This is a genomic window from Hoeflea sp., assembly GCF_984452065.1.
Genome location: NZ_CFHWAF010000009.1, coordinates 1 through 20,051 on the forward strand (window position 1 = coordinate 1; position 20,051 = coordinate 20,051).

Annotated in this window: 18 protein-coding genes and 1 pseudogene; 8 read left to right on the top strand and 11 right to left on the bottom strand. The window is 61.3% G+C overall.

All coding sequences use genetic code 11. The annotated features are described in order from the left end of the window. Positions 1 to 201: 201 nt before the first annotated feature. Both AC5E6N_RS03200 and AC5E6N_RS03205 read right to left on the bottom strand, forming a co-directional pair. Entirely contained in the window at positions 202 to 894 is a 693-nt protein-coding gene (locus tag AC5E6N_RS03200) for a L,D-transpeptidase (protein ID WP_491746462.1), read from the bottom strand. Between the two features lie 178 nt (positions 895 to 1,072). Beyond that, complete coding sequence (locus AC5E6N_RS03205; RefSeq protein WP_491746463.1) at positions 1,073 to 1,810, bottom strand: L,D-transpeptidase; 738 nt, start codon at positions 1,808 to 1,810, stop codon at positions 1,073 to 1,075. Positions 1,811 to 2,060: 250 nt separating this feature from the next. On the opposite strand from AC5E6N_RS03205, the gene AC5E6N_RS03210 reads away from it, so the two are divergent. From AC5E6N_RS03210 to AC5E6N_RS03235, 6 genes are all read left to right on the top strand, one after another. Beyond that, positions 2,061 to 2,690, top strand: a complete 630-nt coding sequence (locus tag AC5E6N_RS03210; RefSeq protein ID WP_491746464.1) for a DNA-3-methyladenine glycosylase I — start codon at positions 2,061 to 2,063, stop codon at positions 2,688 to 2,690. A 119-nt stretch (positions 2,691 to 2,809) separates the two neighbouring features. Beyond that, on the top strand, positions 2,810 to 4,327 hold the full coding sequence (gene hisS / locus AC5E6N_RS03215) for a histidine--tRNA ligase (protein WP_491746465.1): 1,518 nt from the start codon (positions 2,810 to 2,812) through the stop codon (positions 4,325 to 4,327). After that, positions 4,324 to 5,460 carry an ATP phosphoribosyltransferase regulatory subunit gene (locus AC5E6N_RS03220; protein ID WP_491746521.1) on the top strand — a complete coding sequence of 379 codons (1,137 nt, stop codon included), beginning with the start codon at positions 4,324 to 4,326 and terminating at the stop codon, positions 5,458 to 5,460. Before hisS ends, AC5E6N_RS03220 begins: the two co-directional genes overlap by 4 nt. After that, the gene (hisG, locus tag AC5E6N_RS03225; protein WP_491746466.1) at positions 5,457 to 6,164 is read left to right on the top strand and encodes an ATP phosphoribosyltransferase; all 708 of its coding nucleotides are present in this window, start codon (positions 5,457 to 5,459) and stop codon (positions 6,162 to 6,164) included. Before AC5E6N_RS03220 ends, hisG begins: the two co-directional genes overlap by 4 nt. Before the next feature lie 247 nt (positions 6,165 to 6,411). Further along, complete coding sequence (locus AC5E6N_RS03230; RefSeq protein WP_491746467.1) at positions 6,412 to 8,238, top strand: sigma-54-dependent Fis family transcriptional regulator; 1,827 nt, start codon at positions 6,412 to 6,414, stop codon at positions 8,236 to 8,238. Between the two features lie 145 nt (positions 8,239 to 8,383). Beyond that, on the top strand, positions 8,384 to 10,186 hold the full coding sequence (locus AC5E6N_RS03235) for an NAD(P)/FAD-dependent oxidoreductase (protein WP_491746468.1): 1,803 nt from the start codon (positions 8,384 to 8,386) through the stop codon (positions 10,184 to 10,186). 168 nt (positions 10,187 to 10,354) lie between these two features. Here the strand turns inward: AC5E6N_RS03235 and AC5E6N_RS03240 are convergent. From AC5E6N_RS03240 to AC5E6N_RS03250, 3 genes and pseudogenes are all read right to left on the bottom strand, one after another. Beyond that, positions 10,355 to 10,867: pseudogene (locus AC5E6N_RS03240) on the bottom strand (4Fe-4S dicluster domain-containing protein); the annotation flags it as partial. Between the two features lie 25 nt (positions 10,868 to 10,892). Next, positions 10,893 to 11,270, bottom strand: coding sequence for a DUF4870 family protein (locus AC5E6N_RS03245; RefSeq protein WP_491746469.1), 378 nt, complete (start codon positions 11,268 to 11,270; stop codon positions 10,893 to 10,895). Positions 11,271 to 11,311: 41 nt separating this feature from the next. Next, positions 11,312 to 11,551: a hypothetical protein gene (locus AC5E6N_RS03250; RefSeq protein WP_491746470.1), complete on the bottom strand. Its 240-nt coding sequence runs from the start codon at positions 11,549 to 11,551 to the stop codon at positions 11,312 to 11,314. Positions 11,552 to 11,631: 80 nt separating this feature from the next. Here AC5E6N_RS03250 and AC5E6N_RS03255 point away from each other — a divergent pair, with 80 nt between their 5' ends. Then, positions 11,632 to 12,528: a LysR family transcriptional regulator gene (locus tag AC5E6N_RS03255; protein WP_491746471.1), complete on the top strand. Its 897-nt coding sequence runs from the start codon at positions 11,632 to 11,634 to the stop codon at positions 12,526 to 12,528. An 86-nt stretch (positions 12,529 to 12,614) separates the two neighbouring features. Here AC5E6N_RS03255 and AC5E6N_RS03260 read toward each other — a convergent pair whose 3' ends face one another. The 6 genes from AC5E6N_RS03260 to AC5E6N_RS03285 form a co-directional block, all read right to left on the bottom strand. Then, the gene (locus tag AC5E6N_RS03260) at positions 12,615 to 13,589 is read right to left on the bottom strand and encodes a TAXI family TRAP transporter solute-binding subunit (protein ID WP_491746472.1); all 975 of its coding nucleotides are present in this window, start codon (positions 13,587 to 13,589) and stop codon (positions 12,615 to 12,617) included. Continuing rightward, positions 13,586 to 15,718: a TRAP transporter permease gene (locus tag AC5E6N_RS03265; RefSeq protein ID WP_491746473.1), complete on the bottom strand. Its 2,133-nt coding sequence runs from the start codon at positions 15,716 to 15,718 to the stop codon at positions 13,586 to 13,588. The genes AC5E6N_RS03260 and AC5E6N_RS03265 overlap by 4 nt, the downstream gene beginning before the upstream one ends. Then, a complete protein-coding gene (locus AC5E6N_RS03270) occupies positions 15,715 to 17,364 on the bottom strand; it encodes a sulfatase-like hydrolase/transferase (protein WP_491746474.1) in 1,650 nt (549 codons plus the stop codon). Before AC5E6N_RS03270 ends, AC5E6N_RS03265 begins: the two co-directional genes overlap by 4 nt. A 127-nt stretch (positions 17,365 to 17,491) precedes the next feature. Continuing rightward, the gene (locus AC5E6N_RS03275; RefSeq protein ID WP_491746475.1) at positions 17,492 to 18,400 is read right to left on the bottom strand and encodes a LysR family transcriptional regulator; all 909 of its coding nucleotides are present in this window, start codon (positions 18,398 to 18,400) and stop codon (positions 17,492 to 17,494) included. Between the two features lie 208 nt (positions 18,401 to 18,608). Continuing rightward, positions 18,609 to 19,034, bottom strand: coding sequence for a GNAT family N-acetyltransferase (locus AC5E6N_RS03280; protein WP_491746476.1), 426 nt, complete (start codon positions 19,032 to 19,034; stop codon positions 18,609 to 18,611). 26 nt (positions 19,035 to 19,060) lie between these two features. Beyond that, positions 19,061 to 19,459, bottom strand: coding sequence for a GFA family protein (locus AC5E6N_RS03285; RefSeq protein WP_491746477.1), 399 nt, complete (start codon positions 19,457 to 19,459; stop codon positions 19,061 to 19,063). A gap of 298 nt (positions 19,460 to 19,757) precedes the next feature. Here AC5E6N_RS03285 and AC5E6N_RS03290 point away from each other — a divergent pair. Then, on the top strand, positions 19,758 to 20,051 hold a 294-nt coding region (locus AC5E6N_RS03290; protein WP_491746478.1), incomplete at its 3' end, for a septation protein IspZ.

A 20,051-nucleotide genomic window follows, 5' to 3' on the forward strand; every position in this document is an offset into this window, starting at 1 on the left:
CATTTCGATTTCGGCGATCAGATCCAGATGATCATGTTCCTGAAGAATCTGGCCATGGCGGGCGGCTTCCTCGTTCTTGCCGCCAACGGTCCCGGCAGCATCTCGCTGGATGCCAGACGCGCCGGCTGAGTTGCAAAATCTGAAAAAAGGCCGCGTTCGCTTCGGCGGCCGCGGCCTTTTTGATGGTGATGCGTTGTGCGGTCAGTTGCGGAAGATCGTCGCCAGGACATCCACACCGCGCTCGCGGTAATATTTCGACGCATTGCGGCCGTTCGGGCCGATCACGATCACCTTGGTGCCGACCGGGGCCCGCTTGTAGAGATGCTTGACATCGCTGTTCATCATCCGGATGCAGCCCGAAGACATGTTCTGGCCGATCGTCCAGGGCTGGTTCGTGCCGTGAATCCGGTAGATCGTGTCACGGCCACCGCGGTGCAGGTAAAGGGCGCGGGCTCCGAGCGGGTTGTTGAGCCCGCCCTTCATATAGGTCGGAATAATACGTCCCTTCTTGCGCTCGCGTGCAATCATGCGCGCCGGCGGACGCCAGTCCGGCCACTCGGCCTTGCGTCCGACCTTGACCGTTCCGGCCCAGCCGAAACCCTCGCGTCCGACGCCGACCCCGTAGCGGGTCGCCCGGCCGTTGCCCTCGACAAAATAGAGAAAACGGCGGCTGGTATCGATGATGATCGTGCCGGGGCGTTCGTTGGTGTCGATCCTCACCTTCTTGCGAAGATATCTCTGCGGCGGGCGCTTGGTGGACGCCTTGATCACATCGGTCCCGACATCCTGCCGGACAAGGACCTCGTCCCGCATGAAGGCATTCGCCGTGCCCGTCATGGCCATCGAAACCATGGCCAGCGTGACAACGAGCAACGGTGCGACGAGTATTCTCATTGCCATTCTCCCCTCTTTTTCTCGACATCAAGCCTATCATTGATACGCCGGCTTTCAAGAATATCCGGTTAAAATAATGATTTTGTGATGATTCGGAGACAGTAGAAAGACAACTATTTAACCGAAAGCTGAACAGAAGCCGGAATTCTACTTCCGGCCCCATGGTATTTTCCGTGCACTATATGACGATAACATTCGAGCCGGTTCCGACCCGCTCGTAAAGATCGACCACATCCTCGTTGCGCATGCGGATGCAGCCTGAGGATACCGCACCGCCGATCGTCCAGGGCTGGTTGGTGCCGTGAATGCGGTAGAGGGTCGAGCCGAGATAGAGCGCCCGCGCGCCCATCGGATTGGCCGGCCCGCCGGCCATGAAGGTCGGCAGGATGCGGCCCTTCTTCTTCTCGCGTTCGATCATCTGCGCTGGCGGACGCCAGTCCGGCCACTCGGCCTTGCGGGTCACGCGGTGGGTTCCGGCCCACTCGAAACCCGGCTTTCCGACACCGACGCCGTAGCGCCGCGCCTTGCCGTCGGCCATGACGAGATAGAGAAAACGGTTCGGGGTATCGATAATGATCGTGCCCGGCTTATGACTGGTTTCGTAAGCCACGATGGTCGGAAGATAGATCGGGTTCATGGCCGGGGCCTCAGCCCTTCGCGAACCGTTTCGTGAAACCGACCGGGCATTGCCGCGATGGCGCGCATAGGCGGACTGAACATTGGCCCGGTTGCGCTTTCCGACAACGGCGCCCGCGCCATGGGGCGAGCCCGGCTGGCGCAGCTGGTTCAGCCAGGGCGCATTGAGATCCGGACTGAGCACGACCGGCGGGCGCTCGCCGTAATTGTCATTGGCTGCCGCGACCGCGGTCAGCGCGCCGAGACAAAACGCGGCGGCAAGAAGGATTCTGGTTTTCATCTGACGGACTCACTACCTTTCGTCACACGTGTTCGCTCCGCGCGGCCGGTCAAGGCGGCGCGATTGGACGGATTGCTCCGGGACGGACAGTGGCGTCGTAAAAAGACTCAAAGGTGAATCAAAACGGATAAAATGCGATTCGGAATGGAAAGCTTTGGGCAAGGTTATTGGCGGGTTGATAAAGCCGGTTAACGGCGTCTTAAAGGTTTCGATCGGGCGTTAACGCCAGCATTTTTTCGGAGGACAAAACGTGTCGGAAGACGGTTTGATACGGGGCGAAGACGGCAGGCTTCGCTGTTTCTGGCACGATAACAAAGCCGACTATCTTCACTATCACGATCATGAGTGGGGGCGTCCGGTGGGCGACGATGTCCGGCTGTTTGAAAAGATCTGCCTGGAGGGTTTCCAGTCCGGGCTCTCATGGCTGACCATCCTGCGCAAGCGGGAGAATTTCCGTGCTGCCTTTGCCGGCTTCGATTTCGAGAAGGTGGCGCGGTTCAATGAAGACGATGTGGAACGGCTGGTCTCGGATGCCGGCATCATCCGCCACCGGGGCAAGATCACATCCACCATCAACAACGCGGGGCGGGCGCTTGAGATGCGCGACGAATTCGGTTCGCTGGCACGCTATTTCTGGTCGCATGAACCAAGTCCGGCGGACCGGCCGAAACGGCTTGACCGGGCAACGCTGATGACGCTCACCAAGACCGACACCTCCACGGCGATCTCCAAGGATCTGAAGAAGCGGGGATGGAGCTTCGTCGGGCCGACAACGGTTTACGCATTCATGCAGGCGATGGGGCTGGTCAACGATCACATCAAGGGCTGTTACGTCCGCGACGAGGTCGAGGCCGAGCGCCGGGCTTTCAATCGTCCCTGACGCCTTTACCAAGCTTCGGACAACCACCTTGCTGCCATCAAGCCGATGGGCTAGGAAGTGCGCGTTTTACATGGCCTTTGCGGCCGTCTTCCAAAGCATCGGGAAAGCCGGACCCCAAAATGGGTGAAAAGAAGAAAAAAAAGCCGAAACTCAAGGCGCGCCTGCCGCGCGGTTTTGTCGACCGCAGCCCGGCGGATATCCGCGCGACGGACGAGATGGTCGCGCGCATTCGCGACGTCTTCGAGCTTTACGGCTTCGATCCGGTCGAAACGCCGATGTTCGAATATACCGATGCGCTCGGAAAATTCCTGCCCGACAGCGACCGGCCGAATGAAGGCGTGTTCTCGCTGACCGACGATGACGACCAGTGGATGAGCCTGCGCTATGACCTGACCGCGCCGCTTGCCCGGCATGTCGCCGAGAATTTCAACGATATCCAGCTTCCCTACCGCACCTATCGGGCCGGCTGGGTGTTCCGCAACGAGAAGCCGGGACCCGGCCGGTTCCGCCAGTTCATGCAGTTCGATGCCGATACGGTCGGCGCACCGGGCGTTCAGGCCGATGCGGAAATGTGCATGATGATGGCCGACACGATGGAGGCGCTCGGGATCGCGCGCGGAGACTACGTGATCCGCGTCAACAACCGCAAGGTGCTCGACGGGGTGATGGAGGCGATCGGCATCGGCGGCGAAGAGCACGCCGAAACACGGCTGACGGTGCTGCGCGCCATCGACAAGCTCGACAAGTTCGGTTGGGAAGGCGTTTTAAGGTTGCTTGGTGAAGGTCGTAAAGACCCAAGTGGTGACTTCACAAAGGGTGCTGGTCTTGATGAACGACAACGAAGCTTCATCGTCAAAGTCGTCAATAACGAACGTTTTGTGGATGGCGAAGTTGAGATGGAGTTCAATAAGTTAATAAAGCAAACTCCAGGTTTTGCGGAAGGCTTCGCAGAACTGGATCTCATTAGAGATATTGTCCGACCCTGCGGCTACGGCGAGGACCGAATCAAGATCGATCCCTCCGTCGTTCGCGGTCTGGAATATTACACCGGCCCGGTCTACGAGGCCGAACTGCTCTTCGATGTCACCAATGAGAAGGGTCAGACGGTCCAGTTCGGCTCCGTCGGCGGCGGCGGGCGCTATGACGGGCTGGTGTCGCGCTTCATGGGCCAACCGGTGCCGGCCACGGGCTTTTCAATCGGCGTGTCGCGGCTGATGACGGCGCTGAAGAACCTCGGCAAGCTCGGCCGCGACACGGTGGCGGCGCCGGTCGTCGTATGCGTGATGGACCGGGACGCCGACAGTATGGGCCGCTATCAGCGTTTCGTCTCCGAATTGCGCGCGGCCGGCATCCGCGCAGAGATGTTCCAGGGCAATCCGAAGAATTTCGGCAAGCAGCTTCAATATGCCGACCGCCGCGGCAGCCCGCTCGCGATCATCCAGGGTTCGCAGGAACGCGACGAAGGCACGGTTCAGATCAAGGACCTCATCGAGGGCAAGCGCCTTTCCGGCGAGATCGAGGACAACGCCGCATGGCGGGCCGAAAGGCCGGCACAGTTCTCGGTCGCGGAATCGGATCTCGTCGCCGAGGTCAAAAAGCGTATTGCCGCCCAGGCCGAGGACCGCAAGGCGGACTGACCATGCGCAACAGTCCGCAATTCAAGGATGAAGTCCTGGCGCTTTTTGCCGAACGCGGCGCCGAGGCAGTCGAGATTCCCGTCATCCAGCCGGCGGACCCGTTTCTCGATATGGCGGGCGAGGATCTGCGGCGGCGGATTTTCCTGACCGAAAGCGAGACGGGCGAGAGCCTTTGCCTGCGGCCCGAGTTCACCATACCGGTTTGTCTGCGCCACATCGAGCTGCAGCCCGGAACGCCGCGCCGCTACGCCTATCACGGCGAGGTCTTCCGCCAGCGGCGCGACAACGGCAACGAGTTCTACCAGGCCGGGATCGAGGATCTTGGCAATACCGATGTAGCGGCCGCCGATGCGGCGGCCATCAAGGACGCCGCCGATGCGCTGTCCGCGCTGCTTCCGGGCGCCGACCTGAAGACCATTGTGGGCGACCAGACGGTGTTCGAGGCGGTGGTGGAATCGCTCGGACTGCCGGACGGCTGGCAAACGCGCCTTATCCGCGCGTTCGGGGATGCCGACCAGCTCGACGCGCTGCTTGCCAGTCTTTCGCAGCCCTCTGCCCCCCTGCCCGGGCTTGACGAAGACGCCGCCACGCTGCTTTCCGCCGGTGACGAGGCGGGGCTGACGGCTCTCATCGATGCGCGCATGCGGGCGAGCGGCTCTATGAGCAATGCCAGCCGCACCCCGGCGGAGATCGCGGCGCGGCTCATTGAAAAGGCGCGGCTCTCCAGCGCCCATCTCGATGCCAAGGCACTCGACATACTGAAAACCTTCCTCGCACTCGACGCGCCGCTGGCCGATGCGCCGGACGCTCTGGCGGCCTTTGCCCGCATTGCCGGGCTTGATATCGAAGCGGCGCTGGCGTCTTTCAACGATCGTGTCTCGGCGCTGAAGGCCAGTGGCTTCGGTCTCGGCCAATCGCGCTACCGGGCCGCTTTCGGCCGGCCGCTCGACTATTATACGGGTCTGGTGTTCGAGCACAGCGTCAACGGCGCCGTGCTCGCGGGCGGCGGCCGGTTCGACCGCCTGCTGACGCTGCTCGGCGCACAAACGGCCATCCCGGCCGTCGGCTTTTCCCTCTGGCTCGACCGGATTGCCGCGGCCGCACCGGCTTCTCAGGGAGGCAACAGGGCATGAGCGTGACACTGGCACTCCCTTCCAAGGGGCGGATGAAGGACGACGCGACGGGCCTGTTCGAGCGCGCGGGTCTTGACGTCGTTTCCGTCGGCAATGACCGGTCCTATCGCGGCGTTTTGAAAGACATGCCCGAGGTTGAGGTGGCGTTTCTCTCCGCCTCCGAGATCGCCCGGGAACTCGGCAACGGCACCATCGATCTGGGCGTGACCGGTGAGGACCTGGTGCGGGAAGATCTGAACGCGGTCGATGAAAAGGTGGTTTTCTGCGCCCGCCTCGGCTTCGGCCAGGCGAATGTGGTGGTGGCGGTGCCGGATGTGTGGATCGACGTCGATACGATGGCCGATCTCGGCGACGTCGCGTCGCATTTCCGCTCCGGTCACGGGCGCAGGCTGCGGATTGCGACAAAATACTGGCGGCTGACGCAGCAATTCTTCTCAAACCGGCACGGCATTCAGGTCTACCGTATCGTCGAGAGCCTCGGCGCGACCGAAGGCGCGCCCGCTTCCGGCCAGGCCGATATCATCGTCGACATCACCTCGACCGGCTCGACGCTGCGCGCCAACAACCTGAAGGTCCTGTCGCACGGTGTTATCCTGAAATCCGAGGCCTGCCTGGTGCGGTCGCTGGCGCAGCCGCGCGAGGCAAAGAAAGATGCGGTGATTGACGCGGTTGTCGACCGTGTCCGATCAGCCGTGAGCGGCTGACCATTCCGGCACGCTCCGGCCGCCATAGCAGATACGGGCATTTTCCGTTCAGAACGCCATTTGCGCTTGTATGGCTACGTAAGTTATCAGCCTCTTTCGTGTCGGCTCATGCCGTACTGGAGAAAGACCGTTTTTTACACCAATCGGTCTATATAAACGCGGGACGTTATGCGGCGCAGTAGTGGACAAATGGCCACGGGGGAATATCTTTGAGTGGAGATAAGCAGATCCGTTTTGGGAGGAAACGATGTCTGCAGCAGACCACATCAAGGAAATCGAAGCTGCTCTTTCGGAGCGCTCGGTGCAACGCGATGACTTCATTGTGGCGTCCTGGCGCAGGTGTATCGAACAGCACGGGCTCGACCCGGCCAAGCCGTCGCCGGCATATATTCTGCCGGAACCGCAACTGCGCCATCATCAGCAACAGGCCGAAAGACTGACCTCCATAGCACGCTCCGGTGTTGAAGAGTTGTTTCGACAGGTCGCGAGCCAAAACTACGTGCTGTTGCTGACGGATGCGCAAGGCGTCACGGTCGATTATTTCGGCGACACGACCTTCGAGGACGATCTCCGCAGGTCCGGCCTCTTTCTGGGGTCTTCGTGGTCCGAGGCACAATCAGGGACCAATGGCGTAGGGGCTTGCCTTGCAACCGGCAATGCCGTGACCGTTCATCAGGAAGATCATTTTGACCTGCACCACGTTCCCTTGAGCTGCAGTGCGGCTCCCATCTACGACCTTGAAGGCAGTTTGGCCGCCGTTCTGGACGTCTCATTGTTGCGGTCGCCGCAACCAAAGGCGACGCAGGCACTAGCGTTGCACATGGTCAAAACCTCAGCGCGCCGGATCGAACTTGCCAATCTGATGGCCGAGATGCGGAAAAACTGGGTGCTGCGTTTTTCCGTGCGGCCCGAGTTTGTCGACGTGGATCCCGATGGCGCGCTTGCCATCGACAGTTCCGGAAAGATAATCGGCGCAACCCATCAGGCGTTCGGGATGCTGTCAAACCCCGGCGGGATTGCGGTCATCGGGCAACCCCTGAATGCCTTTTTTGACCTTGAGATTGACGATCTGCCGACATTTTCCAGGGCACACTCGACGCAGGATCGATGTCTGTTCATGAAGACAGGTGAAGTGGTTTACGCGCATGCGATCGCGCCGCAACCCGTGTCGCGCGCGCAGAGGGCACCTGCCTCGACGAAACTGCCACCGGCCTTCGCGGGCCTGCAGTCCGGCGATCCCGAAATGGAACGGATGCTTGCGACGGCCGCGCGCCTTGCCCGCAATGATGTGCCGATCTGGATCACGGGATCAAGCGGCACGGGCAAGGAAAGGCTCGCCCGTGCGATCCACAAGGAGCGCGATGAACGGGCTCCGTTTGTCATTGTTCAATGCGCGGATTTCCCGGAACGGGAATTGGAAGACATCCTGTTTGGAGACCACACCGGAAATGAAGGCCTCATCGCCCAGGCAAGGGACGGCGTTTTGTTTCTCGATGCCGTCAGCGAACTGCCTGCGGCTGTGCAGGCTCGGCTGGCGCGGGCGCTCACCGACGACGGGATACGCCCCGCGAGCGGGGCGAACCCGATCGCCATCAAGGCGAAGATCGTATCGGCCAGCACGATGCCGCTCGCCGAAAGCAATTTGCGCCCGGACCTGACGTTTCGTTTGGGCGGCGCCTGCCTCGACCTTCCCGATCTGAGTGAACGCGCCGATTTTGATGGTCTGGTCGACAAGATCATGCGGCTTATCGGCATTGCCGCGCCCAGCACATTCACCATCTCGGACGCGGCCCGCGCCAACTTGCGCAACCGCAGATGGCCCGGCAACATCCGGGAACTCAAAAACACGTTGCGCGTCTCAATGGCAATGAGTGACGATGGTCATATCGACATCGAGCAGCTCCCAAATCCGGTGCTCAAGACCCTGAAAAAAGGAGGGGCCTATTCGGCCGCGGACCTTGAACGCAGTTTGACGGAATGCGGTTGGAACATATCGCGCGTCGCGCGTTTGCGGGGGGTGGACAGGACCACCATACACCGACAGATGAAGCGAGCCGGGATCAGACGCCCTTGATGCCACACAGTGTTGCATTGCCATGAAATGCAACACAATTTCAGCGAAAACTATGTCGCAGCGCAGCATAAGAGGGGTCACGGGATAGGATCGACGGACCTGGGCGGTCATGCTCTTCTCCAAACACAGGAAAGGAAACCACCGCATGCTGGACAAGGCCCACAATGATCAAATGAAAGACACGCTGAACCGGTTTGGCGATGCCCTCGCGCAAGGCCGGATCGACGATGCCGTTTCAATGTTTCAGGTCGATTGCTACTGGCGCGATCTCGTCTCGTTCACCTGGAATATTCGGACCATGGAGGGGCGCAACGCCATTCGCGACATGCTGCAATCGCAACTTGCGATAACCAAACCGACGGCGTGGCAAATCGCGGCAGGTGAAGTTGCCACCGAAGAGGGTGGCATCACGACGGCCTGGATCACATTTGAGACCGAGATTTCACGCGGGTATGGCCTGATCCGCCTGAAGGACGGGTTGATCTGGACGCTGCTCACCTCGATGACCGAACTCAAGGGTCATGAGGAGCCGCTGGGCTATGACCGCCCCTTGGGCGCCAAGCACGGCGCGGGCAAGGGTCGAAAATCCTGGCGCGAAGAGCGGGATCAGGAAATCGAGGAACTGGGACATACCGTTCAGCCCTACACCGTGATCATCGGCGGCGGACAAGGCGGCATCGCCCTGGGCGCCAGGCTGCGCCAGTTGGGCGTGCCGACGATCATCATCGAGAAAAACGAAAAGGCGGGCGATAGCTGGCGAAACCGGTACAAGTCGCTCTGCCTGCATGATCCGGTCTGGTACGACCATCTGCCCTATCTGCCGTTCCCGCCCAACTGGCCCATATTCGCGCCCAAGGACAAGATCGGCGACTGGCTGGAGATGTATACCAAGATCATGGAGTTGAATTACTGGGCGAAGACAACCGCCAAGTCCGCCAAGTTCAATGAAAAGACCAAGGAATGGACTGTTGTCGTCGAACGCGATGGCGAGGAGATCACACTGAGGCCGAAGCAGTTGGTGATGGCCACCGGCATGTCGGGCAAAGCCAATGTGCCGGACTTTCCGGGCATGGACAGCTTCAAGGGCGAGCAGCACCACTCGTCGAAGCACCCCGGCCCGGATGCCTATAAGGGCAAGAAAGCCGTTGTCATCGGGTCAAACAACTCCGCGCATGATATTTGCGCGGCCCTTTGGGAAAACGACGTCGATGTCACCATGGTTCAGCGGTCCACCACGCATATCGTGCGCTCGGACCCGCTGATGGAGATCGGTCTGGGCGATCTTTATTCAGAACGCGCGGCCGAAGCGGGTGTTACGACGCAGAAGGCCGATATGATCTTCGCCTCGCTGCCCTACAAGATCATGCACGAATTCCAAAAACCCCTGTATGACAGGATCAAGGAAGTCGACGCCGACTTCTATGCCGACCTGGAAAAGGCCGGCTTCCAGTTGGACTGGGGCGCGGACGGCTCGGGGCTCTTCATGAAATATCTGCGTCGGGGCTCCGGTTACTATATCGATGTTGGCGCCAGCCAATTGATCATCGACGGCAAGATCAAGCTGGCCAGCGGGCAGGTCAGCGAGATTGTCGAGGATGGCGTGCTGTTTGAAGACGGCAGCAAGCTGGAGGCCGATCTTATCGTCTACGCGACGGGCTACGGGTCGATGAATGGCTGGATCGCCGACCTGATCGACCAGGACACCGCCGACAAGGTCGGAAAGTGCTGGGGACTTGGGTCCGAAACGCCCAAGGATCCGGGCCCCTGGGAGGGCGAGCAGCGCAATATGTGGAAGCCGACCCAGCAGGAAAACCTGTGGATGCACGGCGGCAACCTGCACCAGTCGCGTCACTATTCGCAGTATCTCTCACTGCAGCTGAAGGCGCGCTACGAAGGCATCGATACGCCGGTTTACAAATTGCAGGAGTCCCACCATCTGGGACGATGACTTGGCGATACCGGGCAGCCTCGGCTGCCCGGCCCGGTTTTGAGAACGTGCTGCCGGAGCAGGAACGGGCCCCGCGGCAATGCAAGGGCCGAACAGGTGACCGAAGCCCCGTCGGGCTGAATGGCTAGCCGTTCAGTTCGCGCGGCTTGGGGCCGCCATACACCCGGTCGAGCAGTTTGACGGTATGGACGACCGGCATCTTGGGCCCGTACCGGATCTGGGCGATGCAGCCGACATTGCCGGTGGCGACAAGGTCGGCGCCAGTGGGCGGGCAAGGCTGACCGAGGCGCAAAAGCGCGCCGGATAGGGCAGAACCAGAGCCAACGCCGCCCGGTTCAGACGGTTGAGAAGCGGCCGTCTGTAGGTCTTCTCAATATGGGCCCGGGCGTGGTCGACGAGGTGCATGTAATGCACGCCCGAGGGACAGGTGGTCATGCAGGCAAGGCATGACAGGCAACGATCGATATGCTTGACGACCTTGTCGTCCGCGGGCCGGTCGTTCTCAAGCATATCCTTGATCAGGTAAATCCGGCCGCGTGGACTGTCGAGCTCGTTGCCGAGGGTGACGTTATGTCGGGCAGGTGGCGGTTCAGAAACCGCAGTGGACGCATTTGCGCAGGATTTTTCGGCTTCGGCCACACCGCTGTCGGCAAGCTGCTCGGCCGAGAAATTTGTCTGCATGCGAAGGCGTCCTTTGTGATTGCCGCTAGACCAGCCAGGTCTCGACGTTCTGTATCGGCTGCCTGCGACCGGCGGCCTGCAGGCCTTTCAGGCAGCGGATCACGAACCAGACGAGCGCCACGAACATCAGGATGAAACCGATGCCGACAAAGGCCAGCGCGATGGAGATGAAGGAGTAGAGCATCGCCATCCAGAAGGTGCGGATGGCATAGGTGTAGAGATTGTCGACCCACTCTTGCGAAGTGCCGCGGTTCATATAGGCCATGACAATGCCGACGAGCAGAGTGAGAATCGTCACCACACTGACGAGATAAAGGATGAAGACAAGCTGGACATTCTTCTGGCCGGGCTCGATCCAGCTTTGCGCTTCCTGCTGCAAATCGCCGGGCTGTTGATCGCTCATGATTCGTCTCTCCTGCACTGGTGCGTCGCACAAGCAACCTATCACAGCTCGGCCCACATGCGACCGGGATTGAGAGCAGCCTGTGGATCGACCTGTTCCGTCAGCCTGTCCGTCTCCAAAGTGCGCGTTTCATTGGCCGCATCCACCACACGCCCACCGTGCACGATATCGCGCGGATCATCGATAATGCCGTCGCGTTTGACGGGCGCATCCGCCCTCGGATCCGGCATTTCGGTTACGTCATAGGCTCGTTCCATTTCGCCACTTGCAGTAATGGTCAATTTTCTTTACCAATTAGAAGGCAATTGAATTTTTTCGCCGCTTGCGATGCGTAGGGTAATCCACGACACGGCCCGGCCCGATGAACAAATTCGACGATCTGGAAGTCTTCGCACAAGTCGTCTCCGCCGGCAGCCTTTCGGCCGCCGGACGCGAGCTCGGCCTGTCGCCGGCGGTCGTCTCCAAGCGCCTGCGGCGGCTGGAGGAGCGGATCGGCACGCGGCTGATCCAGCGCACGACGCGGCAGATCTCTCTGACCGAGGCGGGCCAGGGGTACTATGAACGCATCGTCGCCGTGCTCGCCGGGATCGAGGAAGCCGAAGCGTTCGTGACGCGGCGTTCGCAACAGGCGCGCGGCCTGCTCAAGGTCTCCGCGCCGAGCACGTTCGGACGGCTGCACATCGCGCCGCATCTGAAAGCCTTCATGGGCGCAAACCCGGATCTCTCGGTCAGCCTGTCGCTGACGGACCGCTTTGTGGATATCGTCGCGGAAGGTTTCGATATCGCGATCCGCATCGGCGAACTCTCCGATTCAAGCCTGGTGGCGCGGCAGCTCGCGCCGGTGCGGCGGATCCTTTGCGCCGCGCCATCCTATATCGCCGAAAACGGCATGCCGGAAAGCATCGGCGAACTCGACGGGCATGTCTGCCTGCCGCCGCACAACAATGAGCCGTGGAAACTGGAAGGCCCCGACGGCCCCCTGCTCTACCGGCCGAGCGGCCCGCTGATGACCGATTCCAGCGAGGTGATCCGCGAGAGCCTGATTTCGGGCCTCGGCGTTGCCTTGCGCTCGACCTGGGACGTCTCGCAGGAGCTCAAGGACGGCAAGCTGGTGCAGGTGCTTCCCGACTATCGCGGCTCGCGCAATGTCGCCGTCTATGCAATCTACGCCAGCCGCCGCTTCCTGCCGACCAAGGTGCGCGTCTTCGTCGATTATCTCGCCGAACTCTACGGGCCGCGTCCCTATTGGGAGACCTGAAGCGCGGCAGCCCGGAGCAAGCGGGCCCTTGACGGTCCGTTCCCGCCCCCGGACCGCGGTCCGGGGACAGAATGATCGAGCTCAGCCTAGAGCGCGCCGACTTCCTCATAGTAGCGGCGTGCGCCGGGGTGAAGCGGCATGTCGCCCAGCTCCTGGACCGAATCCTTGATGTTCAGGGCCTTGGCCCAGGGTGCATTCGACGTGACCTGGTCGAAATTCTCCCAAAACGCCCGGGTGACCTCATAGACCGTGTCTTCGTCGAGGTCCGTGCGCACGCCAATCCCGACCCAGGTGTCGTTCGAGGGCACCGGCCCGTCATTGGTCTGGTTCTCATACATGCCGGCCGGCACTTCGGCGCGGAAACGGAACGTGCCGAGGAATTTGTCGACCGCTTCACCCTCATCGCTTTCCGGACCGATGAAACGCACCTTCTCGGTTTCCGTGAACTGGATGAACTGCTGGCAGGGATCGAGGCAGCCATTGACATACATGTCTATCGAGCCGTCCAGGAAGGCCTGGAAGCCGGTCTGCCAGTTGGCCGCGATCGCCTCGTAATCCTCACCGGCGACGAGGCCCGTCGTTGCCGCGATCCAGCCTTTCGCGGCGTTGAATGCGCCGCCGCCCTGCGGCCCGAGGAACACCGTCGCGCCCTCGATGTCATCAAGAACCGTGATGTCGCTGTCGTCACGAACGGCAAAATGATAGGGCCCCCACGGGAACCACATCACGAGGCTGACATTCTTGCTGAGTTCCGGCGCTTCGGCCTCCTTGGCGTACATGGCCTTGCCGTTCTTCATGAAGGCGTAGATCGTCGGAGACACCATGGAAAAATCAAGATTGCCGCGCGCCACTTCGAGCCTGTGCAACGTCGCCGCGCCGCCGCCGGCGACTTCGATTTCCACCTTGTCCTGATTGTCATTCACGATGTTCGCGAATGTGGACATGGTGATCGCCTGTCCGAGCGATGGCGCGATGGTCGCCATTTTCAGCTTTTCCTCGGCGCCGGCGCCTGTCACGCCAACGGCGGTGGCCAGAACGGCCGAAACGATGAGATTTCTCATGTATTTTCCTCCTGTTGATTTATTTGTCCGATTGCCGGTGCACGGCTTTGCATGCGGTGAAAGATGATGAGGGCGGCCGACAGCGCCAGGGCCGGCACCGCGATCTGAAGATCGGGCGCGAGCATGACGAGGCCCGCGGTGAGACGTAATCCCCGTTCGGCGGCGCCGAGCGGCCGCTTCTCGAAACCGGCAAGCGCGGTCGAGATGACCCACATCGCCAGTGTGAAGATCGCGATGATCCAGAAAAATGCGCTCCAGCTGATGGTTGCGGGGTCGACCATCGCGGCCGACCGGCCAAGTTCGGAGCCGAAAAGCGGAAAAAGGAGCTGCGGCTTGTAGAGGATTGCAGGATGGTAGGCAAAGACGAAGGGGATCAGGAAGCCGGCGACGCCGATCCGGGCGGCGGCGAATCCGGTACGAATGGGGTTCGCATCGGCAATCGGCGCGGCAGCGAAGGCCGCAAGCGCCACGGGCGGCGTGACGGTGGACATCACCGCAAAGAAAACAACGAAGAGGTGCAGCGTCAGCTGCGGAATGCCGACCGCCTCGATGCCTGAGCTGAGGGCGATCACAATGATGAAATAGGTCGCGCCCGGCGGCAGGCCCATGCCGAGCACGATCGATCCGAGCGCCACGACGATCAGCACCATGAACAAGGGTCCGCTGGCGAGCTGCGCCAGCAAAAGCGAGAGCCGCCCGGCAAAACCCGACAGCTGGATCAGCCCGACGATAAGCCCGATCAGGGCGACGATCACGACGATGGACGCGGCCTTCTGACCGGCGTCGACAAACGCGTCCCAGATCCGTTTGCGCTTGCGAAACTCCGGGAAGAGAACGAGGGCGGACGCGAGAGCCGCGATGAAGCCGTAAAATCCCGCCTTCTGGACAGATGGCTGAGCAAACAGAAAGGTCGAAAGGACGGCCAGCGGAATGATGAAAACGAGGCATTGCACTTTTTCGGACCGCATGAGCGTGGGCCGCGCCTCCTTCGCAAGCCTGCCCACACCCTGCCTGAGCGCCTCGAGATAGACGGCCATGAAGGTGCCCAGGTAGAAGAACAGCGCCGGCAGGATCGCGGCAACCACGATATAGCGGTATTCGAGACCGATCTGGCCGGCGACGAAGAACGCCACGACACCCATGACAGGCGGCATGATCTGGCCACCGGTCGACGCCGCCGCCTCGACCGCACCTGCAAAGGCCGGCCTGAAACCGGCCCGCTTGATGACCGGGATGGTCATGGCGCCGGTCGAGACGACATTCGAGATCGCCGCGCCCGACAATGTACCGAAGAGCGCGGACGAGGCGACGGAGGCATGGGCCGCGCCGCCGATGAAACCGCCGGTCAGACGGTTGGCGACCTTCATCAGCAGGTCGCCCGCGCCCGAAGCCATGAGAACCGCGCCGAATACGATGAAGATCAGAACATTGCCGGAGACAACCTGCAGCGGCTGGCCGAACAGGCCGCCTGTCTGCGACCAGAAGTTCAGAACCATCGCACGCATGCTCTGTGCCGGCGTCGCCGCTGCGCCCTGCAGTATCCCGGTCCAGTCCGGCAGATAGCCGCGGACGAACAGATAGACGATCCAGAAAATGCAGAACCAGGCGATGAACGCGCCGAACATGCGCCAGGTCAGATAAAGCCCGATCAGCGCGGCAATCGGGAACAGGACGAAATCGATCCGGTCCGCCGAGGGCAACAGGCCGGCGTCGGTGGCGGAGATTTCAATGATCCAGAAGGAGAACACGATGACGGATGCCAGTGCGAGGCAGCGGTTGAGCCATGACGGGCCGAACGCCGGAAAGAGGCCGAGCGCGGCGATGGCGAAACCGAAAAGGACGGGCAGTCCGAGGATAAAACCGGTGGGCTGCAGAAAACTGCGCTCGACGCTGCGCCAGCCGGCCCCCAGCCAGTGTTCGCGCATCAGGAGACGCTGCTCGCGGCGTGAAAGCTCGTCGAACCCCTGCGTGGTGTTTTCAATGAACCAGCGGACGAAGTCGCCGATGGGTCCGCCGGCCGCATAAAACAGGATGACGAGGGCAAAGACGAAGGCCATCGCGTTCCGGGCCCGGCGGTCGAACCCGGAACCGGCGAAAAGACCGGCGCTCTTCCTCCCCGCCGCGGTCACTTTTCTTCCCGTTCAGCACGTTGCGGCGCCGTGCCGCGATATTGCGCGGTCATTTCCTCCGGCACTTCCGATCCGTCGACCAGAAATGGAAGAATGCCGCGCCGCGCGGACTTGCCGCGACCGCCGATGATCTCGGCGTCGGACTTGGTGACCCGCTGCGCCATGCGCCGCCCCCATTCGGCGAGGCAGTCGTAAAGCCGCCCGATCTCCGCCTGATGCGCATCGGTCTTGGCGAGATCGTGGAACTCTTCCGGATCGCTCTGAAGATCGAACAGCATCGGCCGGAAACCGCCCTCGGCGTGCATCATCTTCCAGCGGCCGTCAAACACCATGAACAGGCGCGCATCGCGCGGTGCAAGGCCAAGCCTGACGCATTGCGGCGTCGACGAATAGTCGAACTCGCTGATCACGTAGGAGCGCCAATCGGACGGTTCTTCGCCATGCAGCCAGGGCATCAGCGAACGCCCCTCGATAATGTGGCCCGGAACGGTTCCGCCGGCGGCCTCGACAAAGGTGGCGGCCAGATCGATGGATTCGACCAGCGCGCCGCATGTCGTGCCGCGCGTGACGTTCGCCTCTTCACGCGGATCGTAGACAATCATCGGTATCTTCACCGACGGCTCGTGGAAGAGATCCTTCTCGCCAAGCCAGTGATCACCCAGGTAGTCGCCATGATCGGAGGTCAGCACGATCATGGTGTCGTCCATGCGCCCCGTCGCCTCCAGATGGTCGAGCAGCCGACCGAGCTGATCATCGGCCTGTTTGATGAGACCCATATAGGCCGGAATCACCTTCTGCCTGACATCCTCGCGCTGGAACGCCTTTGCGATGCGGTTATCCATATAGGCTTCGTAGACGGGATGCGGGTCCTCGCGCTCGACGCCGTGCCTGAGTGCGGCCGGGACGTGATTGAGCGAATACATGGCGTGATAGGGCGCCGGAACGATATAGGGCCAGTGCGGCTTGATATAGGAAAGATGCGCGCACCAAGGGCCTTTGACCTCTTCGACGAAGCGGATCGCCTCGCTCGTCAGCCATGGCGTTTCGCTGTCGGCCTCGTCGACATTGGCGGGTTTGTCGGCGTTCTGGAACATCCAGCCGGACGCTTTTTCGCCGTTTACGGACGCCGCATTGGCAAAATCGGCCCAGGGGTTGATGCTGTCATAGCCCCTCGACTTCAGATACTCGTTATAGGGGCTGCGCTTTTCGTCGTAAAAGCCGTCCGGGCCTGCGCCCCAAAGGCCGTCGTCGCGCACCCGGACGTCGAACCCGCACTCGGCCTGGCGCGCACCGATCACGCTGTCGGGACTCAGACCCAGCCGGGCCATGCCTTCGGCATCGACCCTCATATGGGTCTTGCCGAGCAGCCAGCAGTCCATCCCCAGCTTGCGCAGATGATCGCCCATGGTCATCTCGCCAACGCGGAGCGGGAAACCGTTCCATGCCGCCCCATGCGAGGATACATAGCGGCCGGTGTAAAAGGACATGCGCGATGCGCCGCATATGGGCGACTGGACATAGGCGTTGGTGAAACGCACGCCCATCGCCGCGACGCGGTCGAAATTGGGTGTTTCGAGATGCGGATGCCCGGCGCAGCTGAGATAATCGAACCTCAGCTGGTCATACATGACAAAAAGAATGTTCATTCGCGGCCTCCCGCCCGCCTGCCCCGGAATTCCGGGCAGGCCGTATCCTAGAATGCGCAACACCGCGCGAGCAGTATCATTTTTTGATACGATATAACTATGGGTTATATATCTTCGAAAATCGATCTCACGGCCGCAAAACACCCTCGAGCTGGCCGGCGGCATCACACATGCAATCGTGGAAAAACTGTGCAGCCGGCGTCAAAGGCCGTTGCGACGCGGTGCAGATGGCGATCGGCAGCGGCTTGATTTCTTCCTCAAGCACGATCCTGGATATCCGCCAGCGCGCCTCCAGTTCCTTGATGGCGGGCGTCGGGAATGTGGCGCACAGATCGCTGTCTTCGATCATCGCCAACAGCGCAATGACAGAGTCTGACGTGGTCAAGGGAACGGGCGCCTCGACGCCCATCGCGGTAAAGTGCTGTGCGAAGACCGGCCGACGTTCCTTCGGCCCGATCAAAAGCCAGTCCGCATTTTTCAGCTCATTCAGGGACCGCACATTGGCGTAGCGCGAGTTGCGTCCGGTGATGACGGAGATCGGCGCCCGGAACAGCCTTTTAACCGTCAATCCGCTGGCTTCGTCGATCTGCGGCGCCGGGCCGATGACAATATCGCACCGCCCTTCCCGCAGCGGACGGAAGGCGGACGGCGCATTGCCGGCATTGACCTGCACATGAATGGCGGGAAAACGGGTCCGGAACCGCCGCATGACCGGCGGGATGAGCCGCGTCGCGGTCAGGGGCGATACGATCACGGTGAGATCGCCGGTGAGATCGCCGCGCAATTGCGATACCTCGTCCTGCAGCCGGCGCATCTCGTCCTTGATCACGTGCGCGCGGCGCAGGACGACCTCGCCGTCCCGGGTCGGCACGACGCCGCGCGGCCCCCTCTCGAAGATCGCGACGCCCAGATCCGCCTCGGCCTGGCGCAGGGCCTTGGAGACCGCCGGCTGGGATTTGCCGAGGATTACAGCCGCGCCGCGAATGCTGCTCGCCGTCTCTATGGCCAGAATGAGATTTATGTACTGAAGCTGCATGATGTTTTTGCATTAGACCCGACCGGGCCAAATAAGGGAAGGCGTGCTCTGCGATAGAGCAAAGGGCCGTGTTGTTTCGTCCGCACCAACCAATATGAAGCGCCACCATGTCCTCAGAAGGTCAGCATGTCCGTTTCAGATTTTGAAGGCGGCCATACGCCGGCTGCGCCTGAGGAAGCGGCGGCCGGCGCGATGGCTGTCGGGCACCTCAGGAGAGGGCGTTGTCGACGTGGTCGCGATAGGTTTTGACCGCCGCCTTCAGTGCATCCCAGTGGCGCCTGCCCTGCGGGGCCGGAAAGCGGCGCCAGATGCCCCGGCAGCCACGTGCCCTTGCGATCTCGAAGAGCTTTTCCGTCACCGCCGTGCCGATGCCCCGGCGAAGATGGCTGTCGCGCGCACCCACTTCGTTGATAAACATTGATGGCGGTTTGTCGGGATACAGGAGAACCGTGCCCGACGCCATTCCGACGGCCAGATCGCCGTCGAATGCCAAGACGATTTCCCGCAGCGGGTCGGCCAGGAATGCCGCCACCTGTTCCGGGTCGACAGGATTGTCGAACAAGCCCTCCGGCACAGCCATAAGCAGCGGCAGATCGTCCGGGCCAATATGTCGGATTGTTACATTGCTGTTCACTGTGCCCCTCCGGACTGACGCCTTGATCAGGAGGGCTCGGGATGCCGGTCCGACCGCGGCGCATCATCGCATATCTCGTACCATGACGGTTTTTCGGAAACGAATTCATGGAACCGGTTTTTCAAGCCGATGTCCGTATCGAGGGCATCGGCGGCAATCGGAAAGCTCTCCTCCTGCGAGAGGATTTCTCCGAGTGACGATCCGCAAATCCTGCAAAAGCACCGGCCATATTTGTAGGGAGCCGGAGGCTTGTAGAGGGTGACGTTTTCCTTGCCCTCAATCCAGATCAGGCTTTCCTTCCTGACAAAGACGATGGTGCTCGCACCCGCCTTGCGGCACCGCGAACAATGGCACGTGCCCATGACCGTCGGTTCGCAAGACAATCTGAACCGCACCGCTTTACAGCAGCAGCTTCCCTCAATCATTTGACCGCATCTTTCCGTTCAATGCCCGAACTGATAGAGAACATTACATGAACATTTGGCGTGGCGCAACGGTTGGAGCGGGCACCTATTTGCCGTGAATGAGCGCCCGTCACGATGATTGTCTTTCCGTCCAGCAACATGAGTGTCTCCCTCTTTCGATCTTTGAGACCCCTCTAAGTGCCCGCCGTCCCCTCCGGCATCCCGGTTCTTGCGCGGGCATTCACGTGTTTGCGTATTCGGGCCCGCCAATCGCCGATGCGCAATCCCAATTCGCGATCGCCCGCCCTATATCCGCCCCATGCTCTGGTTTTTCAGCGCCGTTGAAGAGCTGCTGCCGGTTCTGGCTTTCTTCATCGTGCAACAGCTTTACAGTTTCGAGGCCGGCCTGGTGGTCATGGTGCTGCTGGTGCTAGCGCTTCTTGCACTGTCCCACGGCTTCGGAAGGGCTGCGCCGCGCTTTGCCGTGGCGAGCACCGTCGCGCTGCTCGTCTTTTCCGTCCCCAGCATCGTGACGGGCAACACCACCTTCTTTCAGGTGTCGGATACGATCCTCGACGGGCTTTTCGCGCTGCTATTGCTCGGAAGCCGGGCG